The organism is Stenotrophomonas sp. TWI587, assembly GCF_039674145.1.
Classification (GTDB): Bacteria; Pseudomonadota; Gammaproteobacteria; order Xanthomonadales; family Xanthomonadaceae; genus Stenotrophomonas; species Stenotrophomonas maltophilia_AY.
Genome location: NZ_JBDJMW010000005.1, coordinates 263,366 through 278,080, shown reverse-complemented (window position 1 = coordinate 278,080; position 14,715 = coordinate 263,366). Strand labels below are relative to the sequence as shown.

The 14,715-nt window shown below is 66.0% G+C and carries 12 protein-coding genes; 5 read left to right on the top strand and 7 right to left on the bottom strand.

Annotated features, from left to right (window positions below; translation table 11 throughout):
- Positions 1 to 4: 4 nt before the first annotated feature.
- Complete coding sequence (gene thrS / locus ABE464_RS10595) at positions 5 to 1,909, bottom strand: threonine--tRNA ligase (protein ID WP_346471900.1); 1,905 nt, start codon at positions 1,907 to 1,909, stop codon at positions 5 to 7.
- Between the two features lie 346 nt (positions 1,910 to 2,255).
- Here thrS and ABE464_RS10590 point away from each other — a divergent pair, with 346 nt between their 5' ends.
- From ABE464_RS10590 to ABE464_RS10575, 4 genes are all read left to right on the top strand, one after another.
- On the top strand, positions 2,256 to 2,552 hold the full coding sequence (locus ABE464_RS10590) for a hypothetical protein (protein ID WP_346471899.1): 297 nt from the start codon (positions 2,256 to 2,258) through the stop codon (positions 2,550 to 2,552).
- Positions 2,552 to 2,815 carry a hypothetical protein gene (locus tag ABE464_RS10585; protein WP_346471898.1) on the top strand — a complete coding sequence of 88 codons (264 nt, stop codon included), beginning with the start codon at positions 2,552 to 2,554 and terminating at the stop codon, positions 2,813 to 2,815. The genes ABE464_RS10590 and ABE464_RS10585 overlap by 1 nt, the downstream gene beginning before the upstream one ends.
- Positions 2,816 to 2,825: 10 nt before the next feature.
- A complete protein-coding gene (locus ABE464_RS10580) occupies positions 2,826 to 4,391 on the top strand; it encodes a PepSY-associated TM helix domain-containing protein (protein WP_346471897.1) in 1,566 nt (521 codons plus the stop codon).
- 108 nt (positions 4,392 to 4,499) lie between these two features.
- Entirely contained in the window at positions 4,500 to 5,576 is a 1,077-nt protein-coding gene (locus ABE464_RS10575; RefSeq protein WP_346471896.1) for a serine hydrolase, read from the top strand.
- On the opposite strand, the gene ABE464_RS10570 is transcribed toward ABE464_RS10575, so the two are convergent.
- Positions 5,545 to 7,143 (bottom strand): winged helix-turn-helix domain-containing protein, encoded by a 1,599-nt coding sequence (locus ABE464_RS10570; protein ID WP_346471895.1) that lies wholly within the window; start codon positions 7,141 to 7,143, stop codon positions 5,545 to 5,547. The two genes, ABE464_RS10575 and ABE464_RS10570, sit on opposite strands and share 32 nt — an antisense overlap.
- Before the next feature lie 146 nt (positions 7,144 to 7,289).
- Here ABE464_RS10570 and ABE464_RS10565 point away from each other — a divergent pair, with 146 nt between their 5' ends.
- Complete coding sequence (locus ABE464_RS10565; RefSeq protein ID WP_184997311.1) at positions 7,290 to 7,673, top strand: VOC family protein; 384 nt, start codon at positions 7,290 to 7,292, stop codon at positions 7,671 to 7,673.
- 158 nt (positions 7,674 to 7,831) lie between these two features.
- Here the strand turns inward: ABE464_RS10565 and pnp are convergent, their stop codons facing one another.
- The 5 genes from pnp to infB all read right to left on the bottom strand — a co-directional run bounded on the left by pnp (position 7,832) and on the right by infB (position 14,706).
- Positions 7,832 to 9,943, bottom strand: coding sequence for a polyribonucleotide nucleotidyltransferase (gene pnp / locus ABE464_RS10560; protein WP_346471894.1), 2,112 nt, complete (start codon positions 9,941 to 9,943; stop codon positions 7,832 to 7,834).
- Between the two features lie 147 nt (positions 9,944 to 10,090).
- Positions 10,091 to 10,351, bottom strand: a complete 261-nt coding sequence (gene rpsO / locus ABE464_RS10555; RefSeq protein WP_038687260.1) for a 30S ribosomal protein S15 — start codon at positions 10,349 to 10,351, stop codon at positions 10,091 to 10,093.
- Between the two features lie 174 nt (positions 10,352 to 10,525).
- Positions 10,526 to 11,437: a tRNA pseudouridine(55) synthase TruB gene (truB, locus tag ABE464_RS10550; protein ID WP_346471893.1), complete on the bottom strand. Its 912-nt coding sequence runs from the start codon at positions 11,435 to 11,437 to the stop codon at positions 10,526 to 10,528.
- A 119-nt stretch (positions 11,438 to 11,556) separates the two neighbouring features.
- Positions 11,557 to 11,988: a 30S ribosome-binding factor RbfA gene (gene rbfA / locus ABE464_RS10545; RefSeq protein WP_346471892.1), complete on the bottom strand. Its 432-nt coding sequence runs from the start codon at positions 11,986 to 11,988 to the stop codon at positions 11,557 to 11,559.
- 75 nt (positions 11,989 to 12,063) lie between these two features.
- Entirely contained in the window at positions 12,064 to 14,706 is a 2,643-nt protein-coding gene (gene infB / locus ABE464_RS10540; protein WP_123730642.1) for a translation initiation factor IF-2, read from the bottom strand.
- Positions 14,707 to 14,715 lie beyond the last annotated feature (9 nt).

Here is a 14,715-nt window from a genome sequence, read left to right as displayed (position 1 = left end):
TTTCTTACACGGACTGTTCTGCCTGCAACCGCTCGATGAAGGCCTGGACGGACATGCTGCCCAGATCTTCGCCAGAGCGCGTACGCACGGCCACGGCGCCATTTTCCTTCTCACGGTCGCCAACCACCAGCAGGTACGGGACCCGCTGCAGCGTATGCTCGCGAATCTTATATCCGATCTTCTCGTTGCGCAAATCGGCGTTCACGCGGAAGCCTTGATCTGCAAGGGTTTTCCGGACCTCGCTGACGTATTCAGCCTGAGCATCGGTGATATTGGCCACCACCACCTGGGTCGGGGCCAGCCAGGACGGGAAGGACCCGGCGTGGTGCTCGATCAGGATGCCGATGAACCGCTCCATCGAGCCGACGATCGCCCGGTGCAGCATGACCGGGTGCTTCTTCTGGCTGTTTTCGTCCACGTACTCGGCGCCGAGGCGGCCGGGCATCATGAAATCGACCTGCATCGTGCCCAGCTGCCAGGTACGGCCGATGGCGTCTTTGAGGTGGTACTCGATCTTCGGGCCGTAGAAGGCGCCCTCGCCCGGCAGCTCCTGCCATTCCACGCCACAGTTGCCCAGCGCCGAACGCAGCGCGGCTTCGGCCTTGTCCCAGGTGGCGTCATCGCCCAGGCGCTTTTCCGGGCGCAGTGCGATCTTGATCTGGATCTCGTCGAAACCGAAGGTCGTGTAGACCGCCAGCGCCTGCTGGTGGAAGGCCGTCACTTCGGCTTCGATCTGCGACTCGGTGCAGAACACGTGGCCGTCGTCCTGGGTGAAACCACGCACGCGCAGGATGCCGTGCAGCGCGCCGGACGGCTCGTTGCGGTGGCACGAGCCGAACTCGCCGTAGCGGATCGGCAGGTCGCGGTAGCTGTGCAGGCCCTGGTTGAACACCTGGATGTGGCCCGGGCAGTTCATCGGCTTGACCGCGTAGGTGCGCTTCTCCGATTCGGTGAAGAACATGTTCTCTTGGTAGTTGTCCCAGTGGCCGGACTTCTGCCACAGCGACACATCCAGGATCTGCGGGCAGCGCACTTCGCCGTAGCCGCTGTCGCGGTACACACGGCGCATGTGCTGCTCCACCACCTGCCACAGCGCCCAGCCCTTGGGGTGCCAGAACACCAGGCCCGGGGCCTCTTCCTGCAGGTGGAACAGCTCCTGCTGCTTGCCGATGCGGCGGTGGTCGCGCATTTCGGCTTCTTCGATGCGCTTGATGTAGGCCTCAAGCTGCTTCTTGTCGGCCCAGGCGGTGCCGTAGATGCGCTGCAGCTGCTCGTTCTTGGCATCGCCGCGCCAGTAGGCACCGGAAATGCGGGTCAGCTTGAAGGCCTTCAGGAAGCGCGTGTTGGGCACGTGCGGGCCGCGGCACATGTCCACGTATTCCTGGTGGTAGTACATGCCCATCGCCTGGATCTCCGGCGACATGTCCTCGATCAGGCGCAGCTTGTAGTCTTCGCCACGCGCCTTGAAGATCTCGATGACCTCCGCACGCGGGGTGACCTTCTTGATGACGTCGTAGTCCTGCGCGATCAGCTCGCCCATGCGCTTTTCGATGGCGGCCATGTCCTCGGGCGTGAACGGACGCTCGGAGTAGATGTCGTAGTAGAAGCCTTCGGCGATGACCGGGCCGATCACCATCTTGACGTCCGGGTACAGCTGCTTGACCGCATGGCCGACCAGATGGGCGGCGGAGTGGCGGATGATTTCCACGCCCTCCTCGTCCTTGGCGGTGATGATGCGCAGGCTGGCATCGTGGTCGATGACGTCACTGGCATCGACCAGCACGCCATCCACGGCACCGGCGATGGTGGCCTTGGCCAGGCCGGCGCCGATGGACTGGGCGACGTCCATGACACTGACGGGGTTTTCGAATTCACGGCGGCTGCCGTCGGGGAGCGTGATCGCGATCATGAGAGTGCTTTGGTCTGGTGGCCCGCAAGGGGGCCTGGAGAATCCGGGGGCGAGGCAATAAAAAAGCGCCACGAGGGCGCCTGCGTCAGGGGCCGTCGGGGGCGTTCAGCGGTGGGCGGTGGTAGTGCTCATGTCACACGCTAGACCGGCGCAGGGCGCGGGCCACCTTGTTGCCTCGATAGAGATGCCCTGATCTTAAACCAATCCGCCGATGAATGCGCCGCCCGCCAGCCAACCGGTGCCCGCACAGCGCCTGAATGCGTCCGTGTGGCGCCCGCAAACCGCAATGATTACCATGCGCGGATTACTGTCCTGCCCGGGACAGGGTTTGCCGACTGGATTGCCGATGATCACTGTTGCCCTGACCTCGCTCGGCTTCTGCAGCCTGGCGCTGGTCGGCTCCGCCTTTTCCGCCCTGGCACTGTATGCCGCCTCCCCGCATTGCCGCTGGCCACGCCTGCGTCGTGCCGGACGGCTGGGCCGGCAGATCAGCCTGGTTGCCGCCGTGGCGGCGCTGTGGCTGTGGATCGCCAACCTGGGCATCGCCACCGGCGTGGTGGTGATGCTGTGCAGCTGGATGCTGGTGGCGATCGCGCTGCCGCTGCTGGCCGCGTGGCACCGCCCGGCACAGGTGATGCGCTGATGTGGGCACGCGCCGGTGCCGCCGTGCTGGCGGGCTTTTTCGTCGCCGCCGCGGCCACCGGGTTGATCGCCTGGCTGCCGCCGGGGCCGTGGCAGACCACGTTGGTGCCCAGCCTGATCGCCTTCATTCCACTGTGGATGCTGGGCGCGATCTGGGCCTTCAGCTTCCGTACCGGGCTGCGGGCATGGACTGTGATGAGCGCCACCGCCCTGGCCGGATTCGGCCTGCTGTGGCTGCTGCGCCTGACCGGCGCGGTGCAATGAGAGCGATACGATGAAGTTCAGTTCCCAGACCCTGCGCACCTTCACCACCCTGCACACGTGGGTGGGCCTGGTCGCCGGTTTCGCACTGTTCGTGGCGTTCTACGCCGGTGCGCTGACCCTGTTCCATCACGATCTGCCGCTCTGGCAGACCCCGCACGCCGTGGATACCCCGGCCGCGAGCCTGGACGACGCGCAGCGGCTGCTCGACGGCGTGCTGGCGCGGCACCCCGCTGCGCGCGCCCACGTGGGCATGACCTTCCCGGGCGCCGATCATCCACAGCCGATCGCCTATTGGCAGGATGCCAAGGGCACCTGGCTGTACGCCTGGCTGGATCACTACGACGGCAGCGTCACGCCGCCGCAGACCGGGCTGGCCGAGCTGGTCAACGAATTGCATTACAGCCTGGGCCTGCCGGTTGCGGGCACCTACCTGATGGGCATCGTCAGCCTGCTGTATGGGGTGGCCCTGCTCAGTGGCCTGGTGATCCACCTGCCCAAGCTGCTGGGCGATCTGTTCGCACTGCGCCCGGGCCGCAACCTAAAGCAGATGTGGCAGGACGCGCACAACGTGATCGGCGTGCTCAGCCTGCCCTTCCATCTGATGTTCGCCGTCACCGGTGCACTGCTGTGCCTGGTGTTCCTGCAGATGGCGGCGCTGAATCCGCTGATCTTCGACGGCAAGCTGATGCAGGCGGTGCCGGCGGCGATGGACACTGCGCCGGTACGGGAGCCCAGCGGCCAATCGGGCGACGGAACGAACCTGCGCATGCTGCACGCCCGCGCGATCGACGTAGCGCGCACCCAGGGAGTCGCGGATTTCGAACCTGCCTTCCTCAAGCTCGCCCATGCCACTGATGCCACGGCCACCATCGAGATCACCGGCGAATCGGGCGGCACGCTGGGGCCGCTCGGTGCGGTCGGGCTGGATGCGGCCACCGGGCGCCTGCTGAGCAGCCAGCTGCCCGGCCAACGAGATGCCAACCACGCCACCCTGAGTGCGGCGTATGCGCTGCACTTCGGTGAGTTCGGCAATGGCGTGGTGGTGTGGCTGTATTTCCTGCTCGGCCTGGGCGGCGCCTTCTTGTTCTATTCCGGCAACCTGCTATGGATCGAATCACGGCGCAAGCGACGCCAGGTGGAACAGGGCCGCGCGCAGATCAACATGGCCCGGGCCACGGTGGGGGTCTGCATCGGGCTGTGTGTGGCGGTCTCGGCGAGCTTCGTGGGCGCGCAGATCCTGGAGCAGGTCGCACCGCAGGCGGTGGACCGTGGCATCCGCTGGATCTGTTTCGTCACCTGGGCCGCCTGCGCGCTGTGGGCGGCAGTCCGGCGCCCCGACCAGGCCGCCCGTGAGTTGCTGTGGGCAGCGGCCATCAGCACCGCGCTGGTGGCGGTCATGCACGGCGCGCTGACCGGCCACTGGCCCTGGGTGAGCGCGGCGCGCGGCTACTGGCCGCTGTTCGGCGTGGATGCGGTGGCACTCGCGCTGGCCTTCGGATTTGCCACGCTGGCGCGTGCGAGCCTGCGCCGCGCGCGGCATGGCGACCCGAACAGCGTCTGGAGTGCGCCGCGCTGATCACCCTGGAGGCCTGCTGCGGCGGGCTTTCAGAATTCTTCAGGCGCATTTCCAGCACTTCAGACCGCGTCATGGCGTAGTCGGCCCTCATCTCGAGGAGCCTTGCCCATGCATCACCACCGACATCCCTTTGCCCCCCTGTTCTTTGCCGTGGCGGCCGCCCTGCCACTGACCGCTCCAGCCGCACCCGCAGCGCTGGACAGCGCCCGGATCACCGCACTGGAGTCGGCGATCGCCACCCAGGACATCAAGCAGGTCACCAGCGTCCTGCTGCTGGTGGACGGCCAGGTGGCGTACGAGAGCTACTTCAACGGCGGCTCTGCGGACACGCTCAATGACGTGCGCTCGGCCAGCAAGAGCGTCACCGCGATGCTGGTCGGGGCGGCCATCGGCGACGGCCACCTGCCCGGCGTGCAGGCCCGTGTGTACGACTACTTTCCCGCATTCACTGCCAGCCATCCCGTCGATCCGCGGCTGCGCTCGATGACGGTGGAAGACCTGCTCACCATGAGCACGTTGTGGGAGTGCGATGACCAGAACGCGTTCTCGGCCGGCAACGAAGAACGCATGTACGTCACCGAGCGCTGGCTCGACTTCACGCTGTCGCTGCCGGTCAAAGGCTTCGCACCGTGGATGACGCGACCGGAAGACAGCCCGCACGGCCGCGCGCATGCCTACTGCACGGCCAATTCCTTCGTACTCGGCGCGGTGCTGGAACAGGCCACCAAGCTGCCGTTGGCCGACTACGCCGCGCAGGTCCTGGAACGCCCGCTGGGCATCACCGCCAGCCGATGGAACCGCTCGCCCGAAGGCATCGGCATGGGTGGCGGCGGAACGCGCTATCGCAGCCGTGACCTCGCCCGGCTGGGCGAACTGGTGCTGGCCGAGGGTCGCTGGCGGGGCAGGCAGCTCATCCCGGCCGCCTATGTCCGTGCGATGGTCAGCGCGCAGGCCAGCACCGATGACGGCAGCGACTACGGCTATCAATGGTGGGGGCTGAAGCTTCCGGTCGATGGGCACGAAACCACGGTCTGGACAATGTCCGGCAACGGCGGCAACTACGTGTTCGTGATGCCGGAGAAGAAGCTGGTGGCGGTCATCACCAGCCAGGCCTACAACCGCAACTACGCCCACCCGCAGTCGCGCCGCATCCTCACCGAGTTCCTGCTGCCCGCGCTGCGCTGAGGCCATCGAGGTCTGTTGGCCGCCAGGTGGCGGCCAGCACCTGGGCGCGCTGGGCAAATACGTCCGTCTCGATCGTGTCGAGCAGTCCCTGCCAGCCGGCCGCACCGTGCAGCGGCGCAAACAAGGGGGTGGCGCGAAGCCACGCCGCATCGCGGAAGCCGGCGCTCACCGCGTGGCGCAGGGCCACCAGCGCAGCTGCCTCATCGCCTTGGGCGTGCAGCAACAGGGCACGCTCCAGCGCGGTGTCGGACCAGCCATCGTCGCCCTGCCCTTTCAGCCGTTGCAGACGCTCGGCAATCCATGCCGGCGTAGGCGCTGGATCGCCGTACAGACCGGCCAGGGTCTGCCCCATCGACTGCTGTGGGCGCAGTGCCCGGCTCTGCTCGAAGGCGTCAGCAGCCTCCTTCCGATTCCCGTTCAACAGCCGCAGTTCGCCCTGCAGACGCAGCAGCTGCGGATGCGGGGTTCCACGCGTCAGCGCCTGATCGAGCGCCGCCTGCGCCTTGCCCGGCTCCCCCATCGCCAGCAGGCTGCGCGGCCAGGCGATGTTGGCGAACACGTTGTCCGGATAGAGCTGGAAGTTGCGGGCATGCCGGCGAGCGGCGGCATCGGTGAACCCCAGCAGCTCCAGTTCGCGCGCGACCTGTACGTCGCGGAAGCGGACCCGCTCGGGCGCACGCAGCGACAGGTTGTCCTGCAGCGCCTGCGCGAGGTCGCCTTTTTCCTGCTGCAGGTAGGCCAGCGATGCACGCGTGCGCTCGTCACCCGGATCGCGCTGCAGTGCCTGCCGGTAGTCCGCCATGGCCTGCGACATCGCGCCAAGGCAGTCGTAGGCATAACCGCGTGCCGCCCAACCGGCTGCATCTTCCGGGGCCTTGCGCACCAGCTCGCCGCCCAATACCAGCGCCTCCTCCGCGCGCTCGCGTGCGCCGTTGAACAGGCAGGCATCGGCGGCCAGCGCACGGGCGAGCCCGCGCCTGGCCGTCAACGATTCCGGATCTATCTGCAGCGCCTGGCGATACAGCCCGATGGCACGCTCGTTGTTGCTGGCCTGCCCGATGCCCGCGTAATACGCAGCGCGCTGCAGCACCGGATCGGCAGGCGACACCGGTGCGGGATCGGGACGGGCCACGATCACCGCGGCAGCGACAGCGGCGACGGTGACGCCCGCCGCCAGCCAGATCCAGCGTGCACGTCCGTGTCGAGGTGACACGAGGGCGCTGTCAGCGATGACCATGGCAACGGTGTCGTGCACTATCGGCTGCGGCGGCGCGCACAGCTGGTAGCCGCGGCCGCGCACCGAGCGCACGTAGCGTGGCCGCCGGCTGTCATCGCCCAGTGCCTGGCGAAGCAGCTTCACACGCTGGCTGATCGCATCCTCACCGACCACCGCCGGCGCCCAGACCTGCTGCGCGAGGGTGTCGAAGCTGACGACATCGGTACCGTGCGACAGCAGACACTCCAGCAAGCGCCAGCTCAATCCATTGACCGGCAGCACCTCATTGCCGCGCCGCACCTGCTGTGCGTTGCGGTCGATATGCAGATCCAGCAGTGTCTCTATCCCCATGCCGCCCAGCATAGGGCACTGCGCACAGACGCGGCAGGGAGCGCTCGATGGCAGGCCCACAGCGCCAGATGTTCACCTGCGGCTTGCGCGCCCGGCCGTACAGTTCAACCGCTCTCCCTGCCTGCTGCGTGACACCGATGACCGACCTGCATATCGACCGATTGGACCACCTGGTCCTGACCGTGGCGGATGTCGCCGCGACCTGTGCGTTCTATCAGCGCGTGCTGGGCATGGAGGTGGAGACCTTCGGCGAAGGCCGCAAGGCGCTGCGCTTCGGGCTGCAGAAGATCAACCTGCATGCACACGGGCGCGAGTTCGAGCCCAAGGCCGAGCGGCCCACACCCGGCTCGGCGGACCTGTGCCTGATCACCTACGCGACGATGGACGAGATCCTGGCGCATCTGCAGGCGCAGGGCGTGACTGTCGAAGAAGGACCCGTGCAGCGGACTGGTGCGACCGGACCGATCCTGTCTGTCTACTTCCGCGATCTGGACCGGAATCTGATCGAGGTATCGCGCTACCTGGCGTAGCGCGGGATACGCCAGCGGCAGCCATGCCTGGCGTGGCACTACAGCGCCGAGCGCCTGAAACGCGCGCACAAAAAAAGCGGGCCGAAGCCCGCTTTTTCCTGTCTGCGTAGGCGTGAGGACCAACGGCCCTCACCTACCGCGAGATCGGCGTTGGCCGATTACTCGGCGGCGGGGGCGCCCTCGCCTTCTTCGACGGCCTTCATCGACAGGCGGATACGGCCCTGCTTGTCGACTTCCAGGACCTTGACCTTGACCACATCGCCTTCCTTCAGCACGTCGCCGACCTTCTCGACGCGGTCGCTGGAGATCTGCGACACGTGGACCAGACCGTCCTTGCCCGGCAGGATCGTGACGAACGCACCGAAGTCCATGATCTTGGCGACCTTGCCTTCGTAGATGCGGCCCGGCTCGACGTCCGAGGTGATCTGCTCGATGCGGGCCTTGGCAGCCTGGGCAGCGATGGCATTGACCGAGGCGATGACGATGGTGCCGTCATCCTGGATGTCGATCTGGGTGCCGGTTTCCTTGGTGATGGCCTGGATGGTGGAACCACCCTTGCCGATCACTTCGCGGATCTTGTCCGGGTGGATCTTGATGGTCAGCAGGCGCGGCGCGTAGTCCGACAGCTCTTCGCGCGGGGCGGTCAGGCCGTGGGCCATTTCACCCAGGATGTGCAGACGGCCAGCCTTGGCCTGCTGCAGTGCCTGCTTCATGATCTCTTCGGTGATGCCTTCGATCTTGATGTCCATCTGCAGGGCGGAGATGCCCTCAGCGGTACCAGCGACCTTGAAGTCCATGTCGCCCAGGTGATCTTCGTCACCCAGGATGTCGGACAGGACGACGAAGCGCTCGCCTTCCTTGACCAGACCCATGGCGATACCGGCGACCGGCGACTTGACCGGCACGCCGGCGTCCATCAGGGCCAGCGAGGAACCGCAGACCGAGGCCATCGACGAGGAGCCGTTGGATTCGGTGATTTCCGAGACCACGCGGATGGTGTACGGGAAGGCTTCCAGCGACGGCATCACTGCCAGCACGCCGCGCTTGGCGAGGCGGCCGTGGCCGATTTCGCGACGCTTCGGGCCCATCATGCGGCCGGTCTCACCCACCGAGTAGGGGGGGAAGTTGTAATGGAAGAGGAAGTTTTCCTTGTACTCACCAGCGACGGCATCGATGACCTGGCCATCACGGGCGGTGCCCAGGGTGATGGTCACGATGGCCTGCGTTTCACCGCGGGTGAACAGCGAGGAGCCGTGGGTACGCGGCAGGATGCCGGTCTTCACCGAGATCGGGCGGACGGTGTCCAGCGCACGGCCGTCGATGCGGACCTTGGTGTCCAGCACCGAGTTGCGCATGGTGCTGTATTCCAGCTCGCCGAATTCCTTCGACAGCTCGGCCGGATTCCAGCCGTCAGCGGCCACACGGCCAGCCAGCGACTCGGTCACGTCCTTCTTGATCGCCGAGATGGCGTCACGGCGCTGCAGCTTGTCGCGCACCTGGAAGGCTTCGCCCAGACGCGGGCCGATGGCTTCCTGCAGGGCGCTGATCAGGGCGGTGTTCTTGGCCGGGGCTTCCCAGGTCGACGGCTTGGTGCCGGCTTCCACGGTCAGCTCGTTGATCGCGTTGATGACCTTCTGCATTTCGCGGTGACCGAAGGTCACAGCGCCCAGCATCACGTCTTCGGACAGCAGCGCGGCTTCGGATTCCACCATCAGCACGGCGTTGGCGGTACCGGCGACAACCAGTTCCAGCTCCGAATCCTTCAGTTCGGTCACGGTCGGGTTGAGGATGTACTCACCGTTCTTGTAACCCACCTTGGCGGCGGCGATCGGACCCTTGAACGGGGTGCCGGCCAGCGACAGCGCAGCCGAGGCGCCGATCAGGGCAGCGATGTCGCCATCGATGTCCGGGTTCAGCGACATCACCGTGGCGATGATCTGAACTTCGTTCTTGTAGTCTTCCGGGAACAGCGGACGGATCGGGCGATCGATCAGGCGCGAAATCAGCGTCTCTTTTTCGGTCGCGCGGCCTTCGCGCTTGAAGAAGCCACCCGGGATACGGCCACCTGCGTAGAACTTCTCCTGATAGTCGCAGGTCAGGGGGAAGAAGTCCTGGCCCTCACGCGCGCTCTTGGCGGCAACGGCGGAGACCAGCAGCACGGTGTCGTCGAACTTGACGATGACGGCACCGCCGGCCTGACGGGCGATTTCGCCGGTTTCAAGCGTGACGGTGTGCTTGCCGTACTGGAAGGTTTTGGTGATTTTTGCCACGGGGGTTTCCTTGGATGATGCTTTCTTCAATGGACCGCGGGCGACCCTTGCCGCCGACGGGTGACCGGTTGTCCGGCCCATACGTTTGATGCGGTACTGCCAAAACAAAACCGCGGCGCATTCCTGCGCCGCGGTGGGGGTTCGTGCTTAGCGACGCAGGCCGAGCTTTTCGATCAGGGCCTTGTAACGCGGAGCGTCTTTCTTCTTCAGGTAGTCGAGCAGGCTGCGGCGACGGTTGACCATCTGCAGCAGACCACGACGGCTGTGGTGATCCTTCTTGTGGGTCTTGAAGTGGCCGGTCAGCAGCTCGATGCGGGCGGTCAGCAGAGCGACCTGGACTTCCGGGGAGCCGGTGTCAGCGGCGCTGCGCTTGTTGTCTTCAATGACCTTCTGGGTGTCGATCGACATATCTGTTTTCTCTTGGATGCGTGGCCCGCAGAAACGTCCCATTGACGTACCGCGCGACTCGCCGTGAACGAAAGGATGAACCCGCAGAACGCGGGAAGCCTGAAAAGGCCGCGGAATTGTAACGTCAGCGGCCCTCCGGAACAAGGACCGGGGTGTAATGCCCGGCCGGGTCGGTCAGAGGTTGAACAGGCGCTGCGGGGCCAGCAGACCGGTCTCGTCGACCTGGCCCAAGCCCTGGATCGCCTCCCCGGGGCCGAAGACCACCACCCCACCCTGCGGCCAGCCTGCGTCGCGGATGCGCTGCCCCACGCGGAAGCGAGGGGTCTGCTCGTCGTCCAGCGTCACCCGGGGGTAATGGGCCAGACCCGCGTCCAGCGGCAGCAACAGGGCCTCCATGCCGGCCTCATCGCCCTGCTCGGCCAAAGCCCGCAGGGTGTCGAGGGTGACCATCGGCGCCTCACGGAAGGGGTCCACCCACAGCCGGCGCAGGCCGGCGATGTGGGCGCCACAGCCCAGGGTCTCGCCCAGATCGCGGGCCAGGCTGCGGATGTAGGTGCCTGAACCGCAGGTCACCCGCAGCGACAGCCGGGTCGGTTGCTGCGCCAGCACCTCCAGGGCGTGGACCTCCACATCGCGCTCCGGCGCTTCGATCGACTCGCCACGGCGCGCCTTCAGGTACAGCGGCTCGCCGCCCTGCTTGAGCGCAGAGTAGATGGGTGCGCGCTGGCGGATGCGACCGCGCAGCGGTGCCAGTGCAGCCTCCAGTTCGCCCGCACTGATCGCCGGGACCGGCCGCTCGCGCAGCACGGTGCCATCGGAGTCATCGGTATCGGTGGTCTGGCCCAGCACCACCTCGGCGTCATACGCCTTGGCCGAGCCGAGCAGCAGGCCCGCGATCTTGGTCGCTTCACCGAAGCACAGTGGCAGCAGACCGGTGGCCAGCGGATCCAGGCTGCCGGTATGGCCACCCTTCTCGGCGCGGTACAGGCGGCGGGCCACCTGCAGGGCTGCGTTGGAGCTCATGCCGGTCGGCTTGTCGAGCAGCAGGATGCCATCCAGGCGGCGGAATGAAATTCGGGGTGCCATGCATTCGATTCAAAAACGGCGCCGTGTGGCGCTGCCGGTCAATCCGGCCTCCGGCGGAGCGGTCGCACTGCGACAGGCCCCACCCCATAAGACAACAGCCCTTTCGGGCTGTTGGTCCATCAGGCTTTCTTTTCGCCTTCGTCGGCGTCTTCGCCTTCGTCATCTTCACCGTCGTCATCGCCCTGCCGGCTTTTCTCTGCCGCCAGCGTATCGGGCAGATCGCGCAGGATGTTGTCGATGCGCTCGCCGCGATCCACCGAATCATCGTAGTGGAAGTGCAGCTCGGGCACGTGGCGCAGCTTCATCGCACGCGCCAGCTCCATCCGCAGTTCCCAGGCCAATTCCTTCAGGCCTTTCATGGCCTCCACCGAACGTTCGGGCATCAGCGCGGTGACGAAAATCTTGGCATGCGCCATGTCACGGGTGATTTCCACGTCGGAGACGCTCACCGAAGGCAGGCCGTGTACACGCACGGCGTTGTGCACGAGCGTCCCCAGTTCGCGGCGGATCTGGGCGGAAACACGGTCGGTTCGATGGAAGGTCTTTGGCACGGTAGGCGGACTCGTCTTGAAGGGTCATGCGTAAGCGAAAAAGCCGGACCGCATCAAGCGGCCCGGCCTGGAACATTACAGGGTGCGCGGCACTTCGATACGCTCGAAGCACTCGATCTGGTCACCCGGCTTGACGTCGTTGTACGCCTTCACGCCGATACCGCATTCGGTACCGTTGCGGACTTCCTCGACGTTTTCCTTGAAGCGACGCAGCGATTCCAGCTCGCCTTCGAAGACCACGACGCTGTCGCGCAGGACGCGGATCGGCTTGCTGCGCTTCACCGTACCTTCGATGATCATGCAGCCTGCGACCGCACCGAACTTCGAGCTGCGGAACACATCGCGGACCTGTGCGATACCGATGATCTCTTCGCGGATTTCCACGCCGAGCAGACCGGAGGCCACCTGCTTCACCTGATCGATCACGTCATAGATGATCGAGAAGTAACGCAGGTCCACACCGTTGGACTCGATGATGCGACGCGCGGAGGCGTCGGCACGCACGTTGAAGCCGATCACGGTGGCCTTGGAGGCAACCGCCGAGTTGGCGTCCGACTCGGTGATGCCGCCCACGCCGGAGTGGATCACGTTGATGCGGATGTCGTCGTTGGACAGCGCCACCAGTGCCTGGCTCAGCGCCTGCACCGAACCCTGCACGTCGGCCTTGATCACCAGGTTCAGCACCTGCTGGCCATCGCCCTTGCCCAGGGTCGCCATGATGTCTTCCATGCGGCTGCCGGCCGACTGCACCAGGCGCGATTCACGGCGCTTGGTTTCGCGCTGCTGCGCGACGTCCTTGGCCAGACGCTCGTCTTCAACCACGACGAAGTCATCACCGGCATCCGGCACGCCGGACAGACCCAGCACCTGCACCGGAATCGACGGGCCAGCCTGGTCGGGCTGTGCGCCGGTTTCGTCGAACAGGGCGCGCACGCGGCCGTACTGGATACCGCAGACCAGGTAATCGCCCTTCTTCAGCGAACCCTGCTGCACCAGCACGGTGGCGATCGGGCCACGGCCCTTGTCCAGCGAGGACTCGATGACCACGCCGGTGGCGCGACCGTCGGCCACGGCCTTCAGTTCCAGCAGTTCGGCCTGGATCGAGATCGCGTCCAGCAGGTCGTCGATGCCCAGACCGGCCTTGGCCGAGATCTCGACCATCTGCACGTCACCACCGAAATCTTCGGAGACGACCTGCTCGGTGAGCAGCTCGTTCTTGACGCGCATCGGATCGGCGCCGGACTTGTCGATCTTGTTGATCGCCACGATCAGCGGCACACCCGCCGAACGGGCGTGCTGGATGGCTTCCTTGGTCTGCGGCATGACGCCGTCATCGGCAGCCACCACCAGCACCACGATGTCGGTCAGCTTGGCACCGCGGGCACGCATGGACGTAAACGCCGCGTGGCCCGGGGTATCCAGGAAGCTGATCACGCCCTTCGGCGTTTCAACGTGGTATGCACCGATGTGCTGGGTGATGCCACCGGCTTCGCCCGTGGCGACCTTGGTGCGGCGGATGTAATCCAGCAGCGAGGTCTTGCCGTGATCGACGTGGCCCATGATGGTGACCACCGGCGGACGTGCCACCGGCTCGCCCTGGTTGCCACCGGCCAGCGCCAGCAGCGCGTCTTCGGCGTCGTTGGTGTTGGCACGGATCACGTTGTGGCCGAGTTCTTCGGTCACCAGCGCGGCGGTGTCGTGGTCGATGGTCTGGGTGATGGTCGCCATGACGCCCATCTTGAACAGCGCCTTGACCACATCGCCGCCCTTGACGGCCAGCTTCTGGGCCAGATCGGCGACGGTGATGGTGTCGCCGATGGTGACGTCACGCACGATCGGAGCGACCGGACGTTCGAAACCATGGGCACCACCGCCGCTGCGCGACTGGTTGCTGTCACGGCGGCTGCCGTGCTGCACGCGCCCGGTCGGACGACCACGCGAGTTGCTGTTGTTGCCACGGCGGGCACGATCGGCGGCCGACAGATGCAGCTGACCGGCGAAGCGGTTGCCACCATCGTCGTCGCGCTTGGCGCCCGGACGGTTGTTGTTGTTGTTCGAGTTGCGATCGTCCGAACGCGGTGCCGGACGGGCAGCCGACGGTGCAGCCGGGCGCGCGTTGCGGGCCGGTGCATCGGCAGCAGCCGGCTTGGCCGCAGCCGGGGTCGGGGCCGGCGGTGCGTTCTTGGCCGCTTCTGCAGCGGCTTCAGCCGCCTTGCGCTCGGCTTCGGCACGCTCCTTGGCGTCGATCTCTTCCTGACGCTTGCGGGCGATTTCTTCGTCGCGCGCACGGTCCTTCTCGGCCAGTGCGCGCTGCTCGTCCAGATTGCGCTGGCGGGATTCCTCCAGCTTGCGCAGGATGTCGGCGCGCTCCTCATCCGCGGTCATCGGCTTGCCGCTGGCGTCCTTCATGTAGGTACGCTTCTGGCGCACTTCCACGTTGACGGTGGTCTTGCTGCGGCCGGCGCTGACGGTCACTTCCTGCAACTTGCGACGGTTCAGGGTGATCTTCTTGGCGGCTTCGTCGGTGCTCTCGACAGGCTGCTCGGTCTTGCCGTGCGAGCGACGAAGGAAGCCCAGGAGCTTCACCTTCTCGGTACTGGTCACGACCTGGTCGGGACCGCTGAACTTCATGCCGGCTTCGGCAAGTTGTACGAGCAGTTTATCGACCGGGGTGTTGACCAGTTCGGCAAGCTTGCGGATGGTGGTTTGCTGCGACATTCGGATCCT

Bases quoted from the DNA above. Each gene is read 5' to 3' on its own strand.
- thrS (WP_346471900.1), bottom strand. From the start codon at position 1,909: ATGATCGCGATCACGCTCCCCGACGGCAGCCGCCGTGAATTCGAAAAC.
- ABE464_RS10590 (WP_346471899.1), top strand. From the start codon at position 2,256: ATGATCACTGTTGCCCTGACCTCGCTCGGCTTCTGCAGCCTGGCGCTG.
- ABE464_RS10585 (WP_346471898.1), top strand. From the start codon at position 2,552: ATGTGGGCACGCGCCGGTGCCGCCGTGCTGGCGGGCTTTTTCGTCGCC.
- ABE464_RS10580 (WP_346471897.1), top strand. From the start codon at position 2,826: ATGAAGTTCAGTTCCCAGACCCTGCGCACCTTCACCACCCTGCACACG.
- ABE464_RS10575 (WP_346471896.1), top strand. From the start codon at position 4,500: ATGCATCACCACCGACATCCCTTTGCCCCCCTGTTCTTTGCCGTGGCG.
- ABE464_RS10570 (WP_346471895.1), bottom strand. From the start codon at position 7,143: ATGGGGATAGAGACACTGCTGGATCTGCATATCGACCGCAACGCACAG.
- rpsO (WP_038687260.1), bottom strand. From the start codon at position 10,351: ATGTCGATCGACACCCAGAAGGTCATTGAAGACAACAAGCGCAGCGCC.
- truB (WP_346471893.1), bottom strand. From the start codon at position 11,437: ATGGCACCCCGAATTTCATTCCGCCGCCTGGATGGCATCCTGCTGCTC.
- infB (WP_123730642.1), bottom strand. From the start codon at position 14,706: ATGTCGCAGCAAACCACCATCCGCAAGCTTGCCGAACTGGTCAACACC.